The sequence below is a fragment of the Allobosea sp. GW822-FHT03F07 genome (assembly GCF_058801345.1).
Genome location: NZ_JBXAND010000009.1, coordinates 179,441 through 193,630 on the forward strand (window position 1 = coordinate 179,441; position 14,190 = coordinate 193,630).

The 14,190-nt window shown below is 67.2% G+C and carries 12 protein-coding genes and 1 pseudogene; 5 read left to right on the plus strand and 8 right to left on the minus strand.

Annotation, left to right across the window (positions count from 1 at the left end):
* Positions 1–14: 14 nt before the first annotated feature.
* Positions 15–800 (plus strand): succinate dehydrogenase iron-sulfur subunit, encoded by a 786-nt coding sequence (locus AC1RMY_RS22050; RefSeq protein ID WP_492868176.1) that lies wholly within the window; start codon positions 15–17, stop codon positions 798–800.
* A gap of 273 nt (positions 801–1,073) precedes the next feature.
* On the opposite strand, the gene AC1RMY_RS22055 is transcribed toward AC1RMY_RS22050, so the two are convergent.
* Together AC1RMY_RS22055 and AC1RMY_RS22060 are read right to left on the minus strand one after the other, a co-directional pair.
* Positions 1,074–2,315 carry an NAD(P)/FAD-dependent oxidoreductase gene (locus AC1RMY_RS22055; RefSeq protein ID WP_492868178.1) on the minus strand — a complete coding sequence of 414 codons (1,242 nt, stop codon included), beginning with the start codon at positions 2,313–2,315 and terminating at the stop codon, positions 1,074–1,076.
* Positions 2,312–3,133, minus strand: a complete 822-nt coding sequence (locus AC1RMY_RS22060) for a glutamine amidotransferase (protein WP_492868180.1) — start codon at positions 3,131–3,133, stop codon at positions 2,312–2,314. The genes AC1RMY_RS22055 and AC1RMY_RS22060 overlap by 4 nt, the downstream gene beginning before the upstream one ends.
* A 151-nt stretch (positions 3,134–3,284) precedes the next feature.
* Here AC1RMY_RS22060 and AC1RMY_RS22065 point away from each other — a divergent pair.
* A pseudogene (locus AC1RMY_RS22065) lies at positions 3,285–3,963 on the plus strand (IS5 family transposase); the annotation flags it as partial.
* A 49-nt stretch (positions 3,964–4,012) separates the two neighbouring features.
* On the opposite strand, the gene AC1RMY_RS22070 reads toward AC1RMY_RS22065, so the two are convergent.
* From AC1RMY_RS22070 to AC1RMY_RS22085, 4 genes are read right to left on the minus strand one after another with little or no spacing between them, the layout of a single operon-like run.
* A complete protein-coding gene (locus AC1RMY_RS22070) occupies positions 4,013–5,434 on the minus strand; it encodes an ABC transporter ATP-binding protein (RefSeq protein ID WP_492868182.1) in 1,422 nt (473 codons plus the stop codon).
* Positions 5,431–6,258 carry an ABC transporter permease gene (locus tag AC1RMY_RS22075; protein ID WP_492868184.1) on the minus strand — a complete coding sequence of 276 codons (828 nt, stop codon included), beginning with the start codon at positions 6,256–6,258 and terminating at the stop codon, positions 5,431–5,433. Before AC1RMY_RS22075 ends, AC1RMY_RS22070 begins: the two co-directional genes overlap by 4 nt.
* A complete protein-coding gene (locus AC1RMY_RS22080) occupies positions 6,255–7,190 on the minus strand; it encodes an ABC transporter permease (RefSeq protein ID WP_492868186.1) in 936 nt (311 codons plus the stop codon). Before AC1RMY_RS22080 ends, AC1RMY_RS22075 begins: the two co-directional genes overlap by 4 nt.
* A 2-nt stretch (positions 7,191–7,192) precedes the next feature.
* Positions 7,193–8,704 carry an ABC transporter substrate-binding protein gene (locus tag AC1RMY_RS22085; RefSeq protein ID WP_492868188.1) on the minus strand — a complete coding sequence of 504 codons (1,512 nt, stop codon included), beginning with the start codon at positions 8,702–8,704 and terminating at the stop codon, positions 7,193–7,195.
* An 83-nt stretch (positions 8,705–8,787) separates the two neighbouring features.
* Here AC1RMY_RS22085 and AC1RMY_RS22090 point away from each other — a divergent pair, with 83 nt between their 5' ends.
* Positions 8,788–10,023: an MFS transporter gene (locus AC1RMY_RS22090; protein ID WP_492868190.1), complete on the plus strand. Its 1,236-nt coding sequence runs from the start codon at positions 8,788–8,790 to the stop codon at positions 10,021–10,023.
* A gap of 142 nt (positions 10,024–10,165) precedes the next feature.
* Here AC1RMY_RS22090 and AC1RMY_RS22095 read toward each other — a convergent pair whose 3' ends face one another.
* Both AC1RMY_RS22095 and AC1RMY_RS22100 read right to left on the minus strand, forming a co-directional pair.
* Positions 10,166–11,488, minus strand: coding sequence for a hypothetical protein (locus tag AC1RMY_RS22095; protein WP_492868191.1), 1,323 nt, complete (start codon positions 11,486–11,488; stop codon positions 10,166–10,168).
* A gap of 268 nt (positions 11,489–11,756) precedes the next feature.
* Positions 11,757–12,257, minus strand: a complete 501-nt coding sequence (locus AC1RMY_RS22100) for a Fur family transcriptional regulator (RefSeq protein ID WP_492868209.1) — start codon at positions 12,255–12,257, stop codon at positions 11,757–11,759.
* Positions 12,258–12,342: 85 nt separating this feature from the next.
* On the opposite strand from AC1RMY_RS22100, the gene zigA reads away from it, so the two are divergent.
* Entirely contained in the window at positions 12,343–13,572 is a 1,230-nt protein-coding gene (gene zigA / locus AC1RMY_RS22105; protein WP_492868193.1) for a zinc metallochaperone GTPase ZigA, read from the plus strand.
* A 31-nt stretch (positions 13,573–13,603) separates the two neighbouring features.
* On the plus strand, positions 13,604–14,190 hold a 587-nt coding region (locus AC1RMY_RS22110; RefSeq protein ID WP_492868195.1), incomplete at its 3' end, for a sirohydrochlorin chelatase.

The following is a 14,190-nucleotide window of genomic DNA, read 5'->3' on the forward strand; positions in this document are numbered from 1 at the left end:
GGACGATCTGACAGATGGCCGAATTCAATCTCCCGCAGAATTCCCGCCTCGTCGCGGGCAAGACCTGGCCGAAGCCGGCCGGCGCGACCAAGCTGACCGAGTTCAAGGTCTATCGCTGGAGCCCGGACGACAGCGAGAACCCGCGCACCGACACCTATTACGTCGACCGCGAGGATTGCGGGCCGATGGTCCTGGACGCGCTGATCTGGATCAAGTCCAAGGTCGACCCGACGCTGACCTTCCGCCGCTCCTGCCGCGAGGGCATCTGCGGCTCCTGCGCCATGAACATGGACGGCAAGAACGGGCTCGCCTGCACCACCGGCATCGACGAATGCGGGAGCAAGGGCAAGGTCGCGATCTATCCGTTGCCGCATATGCCGGTGATCAAGGACCTCGTCCCGGACCTCACGCGCTTCTACGCCCAGCACGCCTCGATCGAGCCCTGGCTGAAGACGACGACGCCGGCGCCCGAAAAGGAATGGGCGCAAGGAAAGGACGATCGTGAGAAGCTCGACGGGCTCTATGAGTGCATCCTCTGCGCCTGCTGCTCGACCTCCTGCCCGAGCTACTGGTGGAACGGCGACCGCTATCTCGGCCCGGCCGCGCTGCTGCAGGCTTATCGCTGGCTGATCGACAGTAGAGACGAGGCCACCGGCGAGCGCCTCGACAATCTGGAAGACCCCTTCCGGCTCTATCGCTGCCACACCATCATGAACTGCGCGAACGCCTGCCCGAAGGGTCTGAACCCTGCCAAGGCGATCGCGGAGGTCAAAAAGATGATGGTGACCCGTCAGGTGTGAGGCGGCACATTTCCGAAGCTTCGATCAACGCCAGCCTTCGGGCTGGCGTTTTTTTGTTTTCAGTGATCGCTCAGGTGTTGGTGAAGGGCGCGGGGAACCCTTCTCCCGTGTGGGAGAAGGGCAGGGATGAGGGCCTGCCCTCTCCGCGTGAACTGCGCCGCTGCCGCTGTTCCTGATGTCGCGCCAATTGAACGCAGGGCGGTCTCTCACCCCTCCCCTCTCCCACTCGGGAGAGGGGTTTCCAGCCTTTTCCGATGACGGCGGGAGGGCTTCTCAGCCGATATACCGCCCCGGCCTGAACGGCGTCGGATCGACCGGCGGCGTCTCGCCGCAAACCAGCGCGGCAATGATCTCCCCGGTGATTGGCCCTGTCGAAAGACCGAGATGCTGGTTGCCGAAGGCGAACCAGAGGCCGGGATTGCGCGGCGCCTCGCCGATCATCGGCAAGGAATCCGGCAGGGTCGGGCGTGCGCCGCGCCAGGTGTCGCCCTCGAACTCCGCGAGCGGGAACGCCTCGCGGGCACTCTTCGTCACCATGTCGATCTGGCGATGTTCATCGGGCGCATCGCGATGGCTGAGATCGACGCCGCTGGTGATGCGGTAGCCCTGCTCCATCGGCGCCATGAAATAGGCGGCGTCGACGTCGTAGACCGGCCGCGACAGGCTCGCGCCCTTTTCGGCCTGGAGATGGCGATGATAGCCGCGCTCGACGTCGAGCTTCGTGTCGAGGCCGAGCGGCGCGATCACGTCCATGCTCCAGGGGCCGAGCGCGACGACCGCGATCTCGGCGTCGAAGCCACCCTTGTCGGTCCGGACCTGCCAACCGCCGGCGTTACGGGCAAGCGTCTTCACCTGCGCCTGCACGATCCTGCCGCCGCGCCTGGCGAAGAGTTCGGCATAGGCCTGCGTGACGGCGCCGGGCGAATCCACCGAAGCGTTCTCGAGGCAGAGCAGGCCGGCATGGAAGATCGGGTTCAGCGAGGGCTCGACGCCGGAGATGCCCTGCCGGTCGAGCACCTGCGAAACAATGCCATGAGCCGCGAGGAAGTCCTGCTCGGCCTTGGCGGCGGCATGGCCGGCTTCCGTCCGCCAGACCTTGAGCGTGCCGGTTTCGCGCAGGCGGTGCGAGACGCCGGCCTCTGCCATCAAAGCGCGATGGCGCTCGATCGTGCTCGCGGTCAGGGATTCGAGCGCGGCGGTCCGGGAGGCGGCCTGCGAGGGGCGGGCTTCCCACAGGAAGCGCAGCAGCCAGCCGGGCCGGGTCAGCGCCCGCTTCCAGTTCAGGTTCAGCGCCGGGTGGCGATTGCCGAGATAGCTCGTGATCTTGCCGAACAGGCCGGGATTGTTGAGCGGCACGATCGAGGAACGGGCGAGCACGCCGGCATTGCCATAGGAGGTCTCGCGCCCGGGCTCGCGCCGGTCGATCAGGGTGACTTTTAGCCCGCGCTTCTGGAGCGAAAGCGCGCAGGAGACGCCGACCATGCCGGCGCCGAGAACGATGGCTGTGCGGGTCACGCGGATTCAGTCTCTGCCGGGGTTTTCAGCCAGTGGTCGAGGAAGCGGTCGAGCCAGAGGCGGATCGCCGGGTCGTGCTGGTACCAGCCTTCGAGATGCAGGTGCCGGAGCTGGGCGCCGGGCATCAGGGTGCGCTCATGGCCACGTACGCCCCAGCGGCACATCATCGCCGGGGTCACCTCAGGGTGGAACTGGATGCCGTAGCAGCGGCTCTCGGCCTTGATCGCCTGCACCGGGAAATCGCCGCCGGTGGCGAGGCAGTCCGCGCCGGTCGGGCAATCGAAGCCGTCGCGATGCCATTGATAGACGGTGCCCGGCCAGTCGAAGCCCGCCTCGGCGGCATGATCGCGGCCGGCTTCCGTCTGATCGAGCTTGTAATAGCCGACCTCGGCCCGGCCCTCGCCATGGGTGTAGACGCGGGCGCCCATATGCTTGGCCATCATCTGCGCACCCAGGCAGATGCCGAGGAAGGGTGCATCCTCCTTCAGGCAGGTCCCAATCCAGTCGATCTCGGTCTTGACGAAGACGTCGGGATCGTTGGCGCCCATCGGCCCGCCGAAGATCACCGCGCCGGCATGGCCCTGCATCGTCTGCGGCAGCGGGTCGCCATAGCGGGGCTTGCGGATGTCGAGGGCGTGACCGCGCGCCTGCAGCAGCCGGCCGACGCGGCCCGGCGTCGAATGCTCCTGATGCAGCACGATCAGCACAGGCTTGAGCGCAGGCAGCTGCGACGACGACCGGCGCGTGCGCCCTGGCGAGCGAGGCCTGGTCGAAGGCGCCTTGCGGAACGGGCGGGCCGGAATGGCGTGGTCGGTCATCGCGAAATCAGGGTCGTCCGGAAGCGGTCTCGATGGGGAGAAGCGCACAACGCCATGCCATCTCCAAAGAATGTGGTCGCTGTAAGGGAGAGGCAAGCAATTTATGGGCCTTTGCCGGCATGGCGAGACCGCCCCAGACGCATGCCGCGGCCCGCGCTTCGACGACCGGCGGGTGGTGAGCGGGATCGTCTACGTGATCCGCAACGGCCTGCAGTGGAAGGACGCGCCCAAGGGCTACGGCCCGCACAAGACGCTCTACAACCGCTTCATCCGCTGGAGCCGGCTGGGCGTATTTGACCGCATCTTCGCCGGGCTTTCCGGCGAAGGGCCGAAGCCGGAGCGGATCATGATCGACGCGACGCAGCTGAAGGCACACCGCATGGCGGCGAGCCTGCTCAAAAAGGGGCTGTTCCCCGTCGTATCGGGCGCACCAAAGGCGGGCTGAACTCCAAGCTCCACACGGTCTGCGACGGTGAAGGCCGCCCTATCATCCTGCTGCTCTCGGAAGGCCAGATGAGCGACCACAAGGGCGCAAGCCTCATCCTCGACGCGCTCCCGCCAGCCAAGGCCCTGATCGCCGATCGCGGCTAAGACAGCGCCGCGTTCCCCCAGGCGCTCGCCGACAAGGGCATCGAGCCCTGCATCCCGTCGAGCCGGAGCCGGAAAATCCCTTATCCCTACGACAAGGCGCTCTACCGCCAGCGCCACAGGATCGAGAACCTCTTCGCCAAGCTCAAGCACTGGCGGCGCATCGCAACCCGCTACGATCGATGCGCCCACACATTCTTCTCTGCCATCTGTATCGCCCAGCCGTCATCTTCTGGCTCTGATCAACGAGTCCCGAGCCTAGGCGTCGCTCGCCCCTGGCTCAATTCGATCTCAGAGTGCATCGGATGAGCCGAGCGTCACGATCCGTTGCGCGGCCCTTTCCGCCAGCGCGGATTCATGCGTGACCATCAAGAGCGCGAGGCCGCGCTCGCGGACGGCCTCGATCAGGATCGTGAACACATCTTTCTGGCTGACCGGATCGAGGCGCGAGGTCGCTTCGTCGGCGAAAAGGAAGACCGGGTCGAGCAGCAGCGCGCGCAGGATGGCGAAGCGCTGCAGCTCGCCACCAGACACCTCGCCCGGGAGACGATCGAGCAGTTCCCGCCCGAGCCCGAAGCGCTCCATGCTGGCTTCGGCCTGCGTCCACGCCAGCCCGTGCAGTTTCAGCAGGTCCCCGAGGCTGCGCCTCAGGGTCTGGTGCGGTGCGAAGGCGGCCGGCGGGTCCTGGTAGAGCTTCTGGAAGCGGGTCGGTGTCAGGCCGGCGGCACGTTCCACCTCTCCCTGGTCGGGCGCGACGAGCCCGAGAAGGATGTTGCCGACCGTCGTCTTGCCGCAGCCGCTGGGACCGACGATCGCGACGATCTCGCCGCGGCGGACCGCAATGTCGAGATCGTCGAACAGCGCCTTTTCGCCGAAGCGCTTCGACAACCCCCTCGCAGAGACAACCGGCCTGCCGTTCGGTGGCAATGCGAGTGCTGGCCAGTTGGCAGGGTCAGCCGCGATGAGGGCGCGGGCGTAGTCGTGGCGCGGCTCTGCCAGAACCTGTTCCGCGGGGCCGAACTCGACGAGCGCGCCGTCATGCATGACCCCCGCCATGCCGCCGAGAGCGGCCGCGACCGCGATGTCATGCGTGATGGTGAGGAGCAGGCGTCCCTGCTCGACCTCCTGGCGCAGCCGCTTGACCACGCCGTCGCGCAGTGCCGCGTCGAGCCCCTTCGTCGGTTCGTCGGCGATTAGGAAAGAGGCGCCCGCGGCATGGGTGACCGCGATGGCGGCGCGCTGGCACATGCCGCCGGAGAGCTCGTGCGGATAGGCCTCGGTGCGCTCGCCCAGCCCGACTTCGGCGAGGTCGGAACCCATCCTCGTCCCGGCTTCCGCCGACCCAAGGCCATGTAGGTATTGGTGGACTTCGCCGACCTGCCCGGCGATGCGCATGGTCGGGTCGAGCGCGAGCCAGGGCTCCTGCGGAAGGATGGCGATCGTTCGGCCCCAGCGCGCACGTGTCTGCGCGGGAGTGCCGGCGAGGAGGTCATCCCCGTCCAGCTCAATGACGCCCTGCGCCGAGAGTTCGCCCGGCAGGCTTCCCATGATGGCATGAGCGACGAGAGATTTGCCGGAGCCGCTTGCGCCAAGCAGAGTGACCGGCCGACCCTGCGCGAGCGTGAAGGCCACGTTGCGCACGATCGTCGTCTCGCCCGCCGAAATGCTGAGACCGGAGATAGTCAGGGATTGAAACCGGACGGAAGCGTTCATCGCACATCGCTCCGCGTCGCGAGCTGGAGCCCGAGGACAAGCAGGAAGATCAGGATTCCGGGCATCAGCACATGCAGCGGCGCTTCGGCATAATAGGGCAGCAGCTCGACGATCATCGCGCCGAGCTCAGGCGTCGGCGGACGCAGGCCCACGCTGATCGCGCTCAAGGTCGAGATCGCGATGATCGCGGTCGACATGGCGAAGGCCGACAACGTGATCAGCATCGGCGCGATCTCGGGTAAGACGAGGCTGCGCAGGATGTAGCCCGTGCCGAACCCCAGAAGCCGGGTCGCCTCGACATGGGGCTGCTTCAGCACCCCGGCCGCCGTCACGCGGGTGACGCGATAGAACTCGATCCAGAGCGTCAGCGCGAGGCCGAGATAGAGCGGCCCGAAGGTGCCCGGCGCGAAGGCGAGGAGGATGAGGACCAGCAGCAGGCCCGGCAAGGCGAGCAGAACGGTCGATGCCAGATCAAGAACGCGCTCCAGCCAACCGCCGCGCCAGGCGGCGAGAAGGCCGAGCAGGATACCCGGCACGGCGGCGGTGGCGACGGTGAGCAGAGCCATGCCGAAGGAAAGCCGGGCGCCATAGGCGAGACGCGCGAGCATGCTACGGCCATAGTGATCGGCGCCCAGCCAGTAATCGGCCCCCGGGGGAGCGAGGCTAGCCGCGAAGTCCTGCTCGGTCGGATCGACGGAGACGAGCAGCGGCCCCAGTAGAGCGAACAGCGCGAGCAGGCCGAGCAATGCGAATCCTGCCGCGCGCGCAGGCGTAAGCCAGGGGCGCTGTGTGATGGGAACGAGAGTGGCGTCGGCGATGGTCATGTGCGTTTGGGCCTGGGGTCGAGCCAATGGCAGGCAAGGTCGACCGCCATCGCAATGACGACGAAGAGCAGGCCCATGGTGAGTGCCGTGCCCTGCACCATCGGCACGTCGCGCGCGATCACCGCATGAACCAAGGCGTGGCCGATGCCGGGAATGCCGAACAGCGTCTCCACGACGACGACGCCCTCGATGAGGTAGATCGCCTGCAAGGCGAGATAGGAAACCACCGGGATGGCGGCGTTTCGCAGCACGTGCCGGCGCACGACCACCGGCTCGGGCAGGCCCTTCAGCCGCGCGAAGGCAAGATAGGGCGTGTGCACCACGGCCGCGACGGCATCGCGGGCGACACGGCTGGATACGGCAGCGAGGCCGAGGGCGAGCGTGAGTGCCGGCAGCGCCAGATCGCGCCAGGTGCCGTATCCGGCCGGCGGGAACAGGCCGAGCAGCATCGCGAAGACGAGGATCAGCAGCAGACCGAGCACGAAGGGGGGCAGCGAACGCAGGACGATCGCGCCACCGAGCGAGGCGTTGTCGACCCAGCCGCCGCGCCTCAATCCAGCCAGAAGACCGATCGGTGGGCCGAGCAGCAGCGACAGCACGAGCGCCGATCCGGAGAGCCAGAGCGTCGCGCCGAGCTGGATCCGCAGTTCCTTGGTGATGGGCAGGCCGGTCACGACCGAGTGGCCGAGATCGAGCCGCGCCAGTTGCCCCATCGAAGCGCCGAGCTGGACCAAGAGCGGCTGATCCAGACCGAGTTCGCGACGGACCTGTTCGGCCGCTTCCGTGATGTTGGCGTCGGGCCCGTAGCGACCTGCGGCGATCCGCATCGCCGGATCGCCCGGGAGTGCGCGCACGAGCACGAAGCAGAGGACGCCGACGACGAGCACGACCAGCCCGGCCTGGAGCAGCCGGGCGAGAACGAGGCGCTTCATGCCTATTGGGCCCAGCGGATCGAGGCGAGCCCGTAATTGACCTCGAGCGGGTCGATGCGCAGCCCGGTGACGCGCTTGTTGGCGACGATGGCGAGCTCCGACCAGGTCACCGGGATGCTCGGCAGCTCGCTTTGGAGGATCGCGATCGCGCGCTTCTGCATCGGCGCACGCGTAGCGGGGTCGCTGGTCTGGGCCATCGTCTCCACGAGCTCGTTGAGTTCAGCACTTGACCAGCCAGTCGCGCCCCAATCGCTGCCGCCAGACTTGTAGTCGTCGCGCAGCGTGCCGATGGCATCCGGTACGATCGAGTAGAGCCGCGAGACGAGGCCCATCTCCAGTGTGCCGTCCTTGTGCCGCGCCGGAATCTCGGAGCTGTTGCCGACCGAGACCTTGGCGTCGATGCCGACCTGCTTCAGTTGCGCCTGGATCGCCGTGGCGATCGGTGGCAACTCCGGCCAGCTCGCATAGGTCAGCAGCGTGAAGGAGAAGTGCTTGCCGTCCTTCTGCAGGATGCCGTCGGCGCCGGGCGTCCAGCCGGCCTCGGCCAACAAAGCCTTCGCCGCTGTCAGATCGCGCTTCAGCGCCGGTAGCTCGGGATCGTTCCAGCCAGCGAGCGCCTTGGGGAAGAGCTGGGTCGCGGCGAGATCGGCGTTGCGCAGGATGACGCGCGTGACGCCTTCGCGGTCGAGGGCCGCGCTGATCGCGCGCCTGACGCGCACATCGCTGAACAGGGGCGAGGCGGCATTGACCTTGAGCATCCGCGTGCGCGGAATCGTGGCGACGCGGACATCGAGGTTCGGATTGCGCTTCAGCCGTTCCACCGAGACGGGCAGCATCGAGAAGACGAGATCGGCCTCGCCGCTTTCGGCCATGAGGGCGCGTGTCTCGCCCTGGCCGACCGCCTGATAGCTGACCTCGTCGATGCCCGGCTTGGCGCCGTTCCACTCGGCCGCGGTTTCGAGCTGCATGTTAAGCGGCGGTGTCAGGCTCTTCACGCGATAGGGGCCGGAACCGACAATGCGCTCGACCTTGCCGGATGCGTTGAAGGACGAGGGGGCGAGGATAATGGTGGTGAAATTCACGAGGTAGGCCGGGAGCGCCGCAAAAGGCTTCGACAGGCGGATGACGACATCCTGCCCCTCGGGCTCGATGCCGGCCACCGGCACCTGGCTGAACACACCCGCGCCGCCATGGACCTTGCGCAGGGTGTCGGCCACGATCGACGCGGTCACTGGGCTGCCGTCGTGAAAGCGTGCCCCCTCGCGCAGGCCGAAGCGCCAGGTCAATCCGTCCTCGCTGGCGGACCAGCGCGTCGCGAGGCTCGGCATCAGCTTCCCATCGGCATCGACTGAAACCAGCGTCTCCGCCACCTGCATCCTGCTGAAGACGAAGCCGGACTGAGCGGGGTCGATTCCCGCGATCTCCCAGGGACCGACGACCTTCAGCGGCTTGGCCACGGCGATGCCTGTCATCGACAGCATCGCAACGGTGATCGCAACCCATTTGCTCGACACGACACACTCCATGAAACGTTATAGTGTTGCGTCTATCGCTATGGCTGAGATCATGCAAGGCTCGACCGGCAGCAAGGAAGACGATGATCCCCAAGCACGTGACGAGGGCGGGCGTCCGCTCGCTCTCATTCCTCCGGCTCTGGGCCGGCAGCACCGCATCGAGCCTGGCCACCTGGGGATTTCCCTTCGTCCTCGGCCTCGCCGTGCTCGACGGATCGTTGTCGCCGGCGCAGCTGGGCAGCGCGCTGGCGGCGAGGACACTCGCCTTTCTGGTGGCGTTGCCGATCAGCGGCGTGCTCGCCGACCGGTCGGATGCGCGCCAGGTGATCGCAGTGGCGAGCGCGCTCGCAGTGATCGGGGTGATGCTCGTCGTCCTGGGTCTGTATCAGCCGCAAGCCGAGGCCAAGGTCGCGGCGATGCTGATCGGGGCGCTGCTGGCCGGGGCGGGGCAGGGGGCGTGCCGGCCGGCCTATCAGGCGATGGTGCCCGCCATCGTCGCTGTCGACGATCTCCAGGGCGCAAATGCCGCGATGAGCATTTCGGTCCGGGTCACGGGGCTGCTCGGTCCCACGCTGGCGACGGCCATCGCCGTAACCTGGAGCGCCAGGGCCGCCCTGGTGACGATCGCCCTTCTCTGGATTCTCAGCGCGGTGGCGCCGCCCCGCATCCCGTCTGCCGCAGCGCCGGGATCGAAGGACCCCGCGCCGCTGTCGCATTTCGGCCGGCAATGGCTTGCGGGTCTGGCCGAGGCGCGGCGGCACCGCTGGTTTCTCGCCGGTCTCGGGGCGCTGACCGCCGTCATCGCCGCCGGCTATTCCGTCACGGCGGTGCTGCTGCCGATCATCGGCGCCGGATCTCGCCATGGTCCGGCCCTTCTCGTCTGGTGTATGACGGCCTATGCCTGCGGCGCCTTGCTGGCGGCCCTCGTCATCAGCCGCTGGCGCCCGCGAAACCGGGGCTGGATCGCCCTTGCGGGCCTGGCGCTGTATGGGCTGGTTCCCTTCAGCCTGGCAATGGAGTCGTCGCTCCTGGCTCCGGCGGCGGCTTTCTTTCTCGCCGGCATCGGCATCGAGATCTTCAACGTGTTGTGGTTTTCGGCCATCCAGCGCGAGATCCCGCCCGACCGCATCGCGCGCGTTTCGTCGCTCGATTTTCTGATGTCCTACGGGCTGGCGCCGCTCGGGCTGGTCGCCATGGTCCCGCTCGTCGAGGCCTTCGGTTTGGGACCGGTGCTGGCCGGCTCCGGTTGCCTCTGCGTGGCGGCGCCCCTGGCGGCCGCCGCGGTGGCATCGAGCCGGGCGTTTTCCGAGCGGGCCTGAGGAGACAGGGCGTTCGGTTGGCGCTTCCCGAGAAACTCGGCTTCCCAGAGCCCGGGGCCTTCAAGGACGAAAAGGCCCGCGGCCGGAGAAGCCGCGGGCTGGCGATGGCTTCGGCGCTTGTGCCGCTCGCCGCGGCCTGTCGTCAGCCGCCCGAGGCGCCTCCGGCGATCGCGGTCGGCTTGCCGCCGACCGGCAGATCGAGCCCCTGCTTCAGCGTATCGAGATTGTATTCGCGAATCCGGCCGTTCTCCGGATCGCTGACGAAGGCGAGGGCGCCCTGGACGGCGAGGTTGGGCGTCGGCGTCGAAGCGCCATAGGCGCAGTCGAAGGCCGGAACCGCATCGAAGCTCGCGACCTCGGTCCAGTTCGGTGCGACATCGTAGATGCGCAGCTTGCCGTCCGCGGTCAGATTGGCGACGCGCTTGCCCGTGGCCGAGACCTCGAACTGGCAGGCGCCTTGGCCGCCGGGAACCGCGAAGACATCGCCGGCCGTCAGTGCCTTGGCCGTGGGGTCGATCCGGATCAGCGCGTCATAGGGCGATTTCAGGCCATAATTGCCGACCAGATAGCGCCCGGCACCGCCCTTGATGGTGCTGGTCCGGCGCTCGTCGGGATAGGCGAGCTTGCGCGCGCTCCAGTCCTTGCCCTGCCGGGCCAGGATGAGCACGCCGCCATCGGTCCCGTCATTGCAGCCGAAGGCATGGACGTTCTTGATCGCCGCATGGCCGTGGAAAAGCTTGCAGGAGGCGTCCGCCTTGGCACTGTCGTTGAAGGAGGCGAGCGTTTTCCATACTTCGGGCTTGCCCCTGGTCGCGACGATCTCGAAGCCGTTCGGGCGCGAGGAGGCGCTCTTGTCGTCGCCCTTCGCATAGGCCGGGTTCGGCACGGACAGCAACATCTCGCCACGGCCGAGCGGTACGGCGATGCCATGCTGCGGAGCCGGACTCTTCCAGACGATGGGTTTGGGCTGCTTGGCGGACAGATCCTTCAGCGAGAGCAGCACCACCTTCGGGTCGCTCCTGCGGATCCAGGGTCGGTCGCCATCATAAAACAGGGCGATCTGCCCGTTTCCGGAGACCACATGGGCCGGCTTGTCGCCGGTCAGCGTCAGGTCGAGCAGCCGGGGGGTGAGCTTCTCGACGTCGTCATGATCGCCATGCGATTCCCTGACGATGCCGCTGTCGAGGATGCGGATCGTGCCCTGGTCGTCGCCCGTTTTGACGACGATGTGCCGGCCATCCTCCACCGCCGCGAAGCCGGCATTCGACTTCGGCAGATCGAAGGAATGGGTCACCTCGCCGCTGTCGAGGTCGAGAATGCGGATGACCGCTTTCTCATGGTCGCTGAAGACCACGCGCCCGCGCAGCACGGCATGATCATGCGCCCAGGCCAGACCACTGGTCAGGGTCGCGGCAGCACAGGCGAGGGCGAGTGTGGCGTGACGGGCGGGAGCGCTTCTGGTCATGCGTCGGTATCCGGTTGATGGAGTGATGTTATAATATTGCATTCGTAGCGATGAGAGGGAAGCTTGGCGTCAGGGCGTGGGTGCATCGGGTGAGCCCGCCTGATGCATGGCGATCCCGGCCATGGCGCTGCCGGAGAGGGCGATGCGGTGCGGGGCGCTTCGGCAAAGCTGCCGCCGATGATGATGGCGTCATAAGGCATCGCGATATCCATCGAGAGCGCTGGATGGGGCAGCCGGATCGGCAACGCCCGGATGAATGAAGAGCGGCTCAGCCGCCCCGGCTGGTCAGGGATGTCGCGCCGCGGCAGTCTTCGCATTCGCCCTGGAGCTCGATGCTGTGGCCGCGGCTGCGGAAGCCATGCGCGTCGGCGGTGGCCGCCAGCGAACGGGTCATGCCGGGCAGGACGGCCTCGTCGACCTCGCCGCAGCACTGGCAGATCATGAAGACCAGTGTCTCATCCTGCGCATGGTTGTGATCGCAGACGACGAAGGCGTTCTGCGTGGCGAGACGATGGACGATGCCGAGTTCGATCAGGAAATCGAGGCTGCGGTAAACGGATATGGGCGAGATGCGACGACTCGGCGTGCTCAGTCGCTCGACGATCTCATAAGCTTTCAGCGGTCGCGTGCTGGTGGCGAAAATCGCGAGCACGTCTCGCCGCAGCGTTGTCAACGTGCGCCCCGTCGCCGCGCATTGCGCCAGCGCCCGCGTGAACAACTTGTCGGGAAATGCCTCTTCGAGGCCCCGGTGCTGATCGCCATGTGCCATCGTCACGTGAGTAGCCGCTCCATGGGTTGACAATGTCGTTATGTTATACCGTAACATAATTCGAAATCAACTTTGGACGATCCGCATGACATCTGACGCCCTTCTCATAGACCGCCGCCTGCCGGTGACGGTTCTCTCCGGCTTCCTCGGTGCCGGCAAGACGACGCTGCTGAACCACATTCTCAACAACCGCGAGGGCAAGCGCGTCGCGGTGATCGTCAACGACATGAGTGAGGTCAATATCGACGCCGATCTGGTGCGCGAGGGCGGGGCGGACCTGTCGCAGACCGAGGAGAAGCTGGTCGAGATGAGCAATGGCTGCATCTGCTGCACCTTGCGCGACGATCTGCTGAGCGAGGTCCGCCGCCTCGCTGCCGAGAAGCGCTTCGACTACCTCCTGATCGAGGGCACCGGCATCGCCGAGCCGCTCCCGATCGCCGCGACCTTCTCCTTCCGCGACGAGCACGACCAGTCGCTGGACGATGTCGCGCGGCTCGACACCATGGTCACGGTCGTCGACGCCCTCAACCTGCTGGCGGACTATGACAGCCGCGACTTCCTCGCCGATCGGGGCGAGACGGCCGGAGAGGGCGACGGGCGCACGCTGGTCGATCTCCTGGTCGAGCAGATCGAGTTCGCCGATGTCGTGGTCATCAACAAGATCGGCGAGGCGACGCCCGAACAGCGCGAGAAGGTCCGGCAGGTCGTGCGCGGCCTCAATGCCGACGCGCGGATCGTCGAGGCCGAGTTCGGCCGCGTGCCGTTGGCCGCCGTGCTCGACACACGGCTGTACAGCGAGGAGCGCTCGCAGGAGCATCCGCTCTGGCACAAGGAGCTCTTCGGCTTCCGCGACCATGTCCCCGAGACCGAGGAATACGGCATCCGCTCCTTCGTCTACCGGGCGCGGCGCCCGTTCCACCCCCGCAAGCTCTACGACCTGCTGGAGAAGCGCTTGCCCGGCGTGATCCGCGCCAAGGGCCATTTCTGGCTGGCGACCCGGCCGCGCTGGGTCGGGGAATATTCGCTCGCCGGGCGCATCACCCGCACCGAAGGCATGGGCAGTTGGTGGGCGGCCGTGCCGAAGGAGCGCTGGCCGCGTTCGGAGGAGTTCGCCTCGCTGATGCGCAAACACTGGTCGCAGACCTGGGGCGACCGGCGCCAGGAGCTGGTCTTCATCGGCACGCAGGAGATGGATGAGACGGCCATCCGCGCCGCGCTCGACGCCTGCCTGACCGGCAGCCCGGCGACCGGAATGACGCAAGCGCTGCTCGGGCTCGAGGACCCGTTCCCCGCCTGGGACCGGCAGGCGGCGTGAGGCTACGATGCCCCGTGCTCGCTCGGAGCCCTTGCCCGCTCCCGCCCCTTCGGTGAGTGTGTCGGCGAGCATGAGACCTGACCACCTTTCCCTCAAACAGCCGGCCGGCCTCGGTCGCGCCATCATCCTGATCGTGCGCTCGGCTATCGCGGCGGCGCCGATCGCGGAGATGGAGCGGCTACGGACCGTGGCTGCCGCCCGCGCGGACGGTGCCTGGGTCGCCTATGCCTTCACCGAGCAGGGCACGCCGTCGCTCCGGGAGGTCGTGCTCGGCCTGCTGGGCGAGCCGATTTCCGAGATTCTCTTCGTCCCGCTGCTGCTGCCGATGGAGCCGGCGTTCGCGGCCTGGCTGACCAAGACGTTGCAGCGCTGGCGCGCCGAGCATCCCGGGCCCTGGCCGCAATTGCGGATCGGTTCGGGGATCGGCGAGGGCCGCGCCATCGCCGATCTGCTGGCCGAACAAATCGAGGCCGCGCGGGAGGCCAGTCCGGTCCCTCAGCCGCAGAAGGCGCCCGCTGCGGGGTCGCTGGTGCCGGCCCAGTGTCCGTCGTCAGATGATTTGAGACCGTTTTCGTTTCTCAGGAACGGAGGCTCTGGCTCATCTTGGTTTAAGGCTAT

What these genes read in the sequence shown, in the direction of transcription:
- AC1RMY_RS22060 (WP_492868180.1), bottom strand. Translation starts at nt 3,133, where the DNA reads ATGACCGACCACGCCATTCCGGCCCGCCCGTTCCGCAAGGCGCCTTCG.
- AC1RMY_RS22070 (WP_492868182.1), bottom strand. Translation starts at nt 5,434, where the DNA reads ATGAACGCTTCCGTCCGGTTTCAATCCCTGACTATCTCCGGTCTCAGC.
- AC1RMY_RS22075 (WP_492868184.1), bottom strand. Translation starts at nt 6,258, where the DNA reads ATGACCATCGCCGACGCCACTCTCGTTCCCATCACACAGCGCCCCTGG.
- AC1RMY_RS22080 (WP_492868186.1), bottom strand. Translation starts at nt 7,190, where the DNA reads ATGAAGCGCCTCGTTCTCGCCCGGCTGCTCCAGGCCGGGCTGGTCGTG.
- AC1RMY_RS22100 (WP_492868209.1), bottom strand. Translation starts at nt 12,257, where the DNA reads ATGGCACATGGCGATCAGCACCGGGGCCTCGAAGAGGCATTTCCCGAC.
- AC1RMY_RS22095 (WP_492868191.1), bottom strand. Translation starts at nt 11,488, where the DNA reads ATGACCAGAAGCGCTCCCGCCCGTCACGCCACACTCGCCCTCGCCTGT.
- AC1RMY_RS22050 (WP_492868176.1), top strand. Translation starts at nt 15, where the DNA reads ATGGCCGAATTCAATCTCCCGCAGAATTCCCGCCTCGTCGCGGGCAAG.
- zigA (WP_492868193.1), top strand. Translation starts at nt 12,343, where the DNA reads ATGACATCTGACGCCCTTCTCATAGACCGCCGCCTGCCGGTGACGGTT.
- AC1RMY_RS22090 (WP_492868190.1), top strand. Translation starts at nt 8,788, where the DNA reads ATGATCCCCAAGCACGTGACGAGGGCGGGCGTCCGCTCGCTCTCATTC.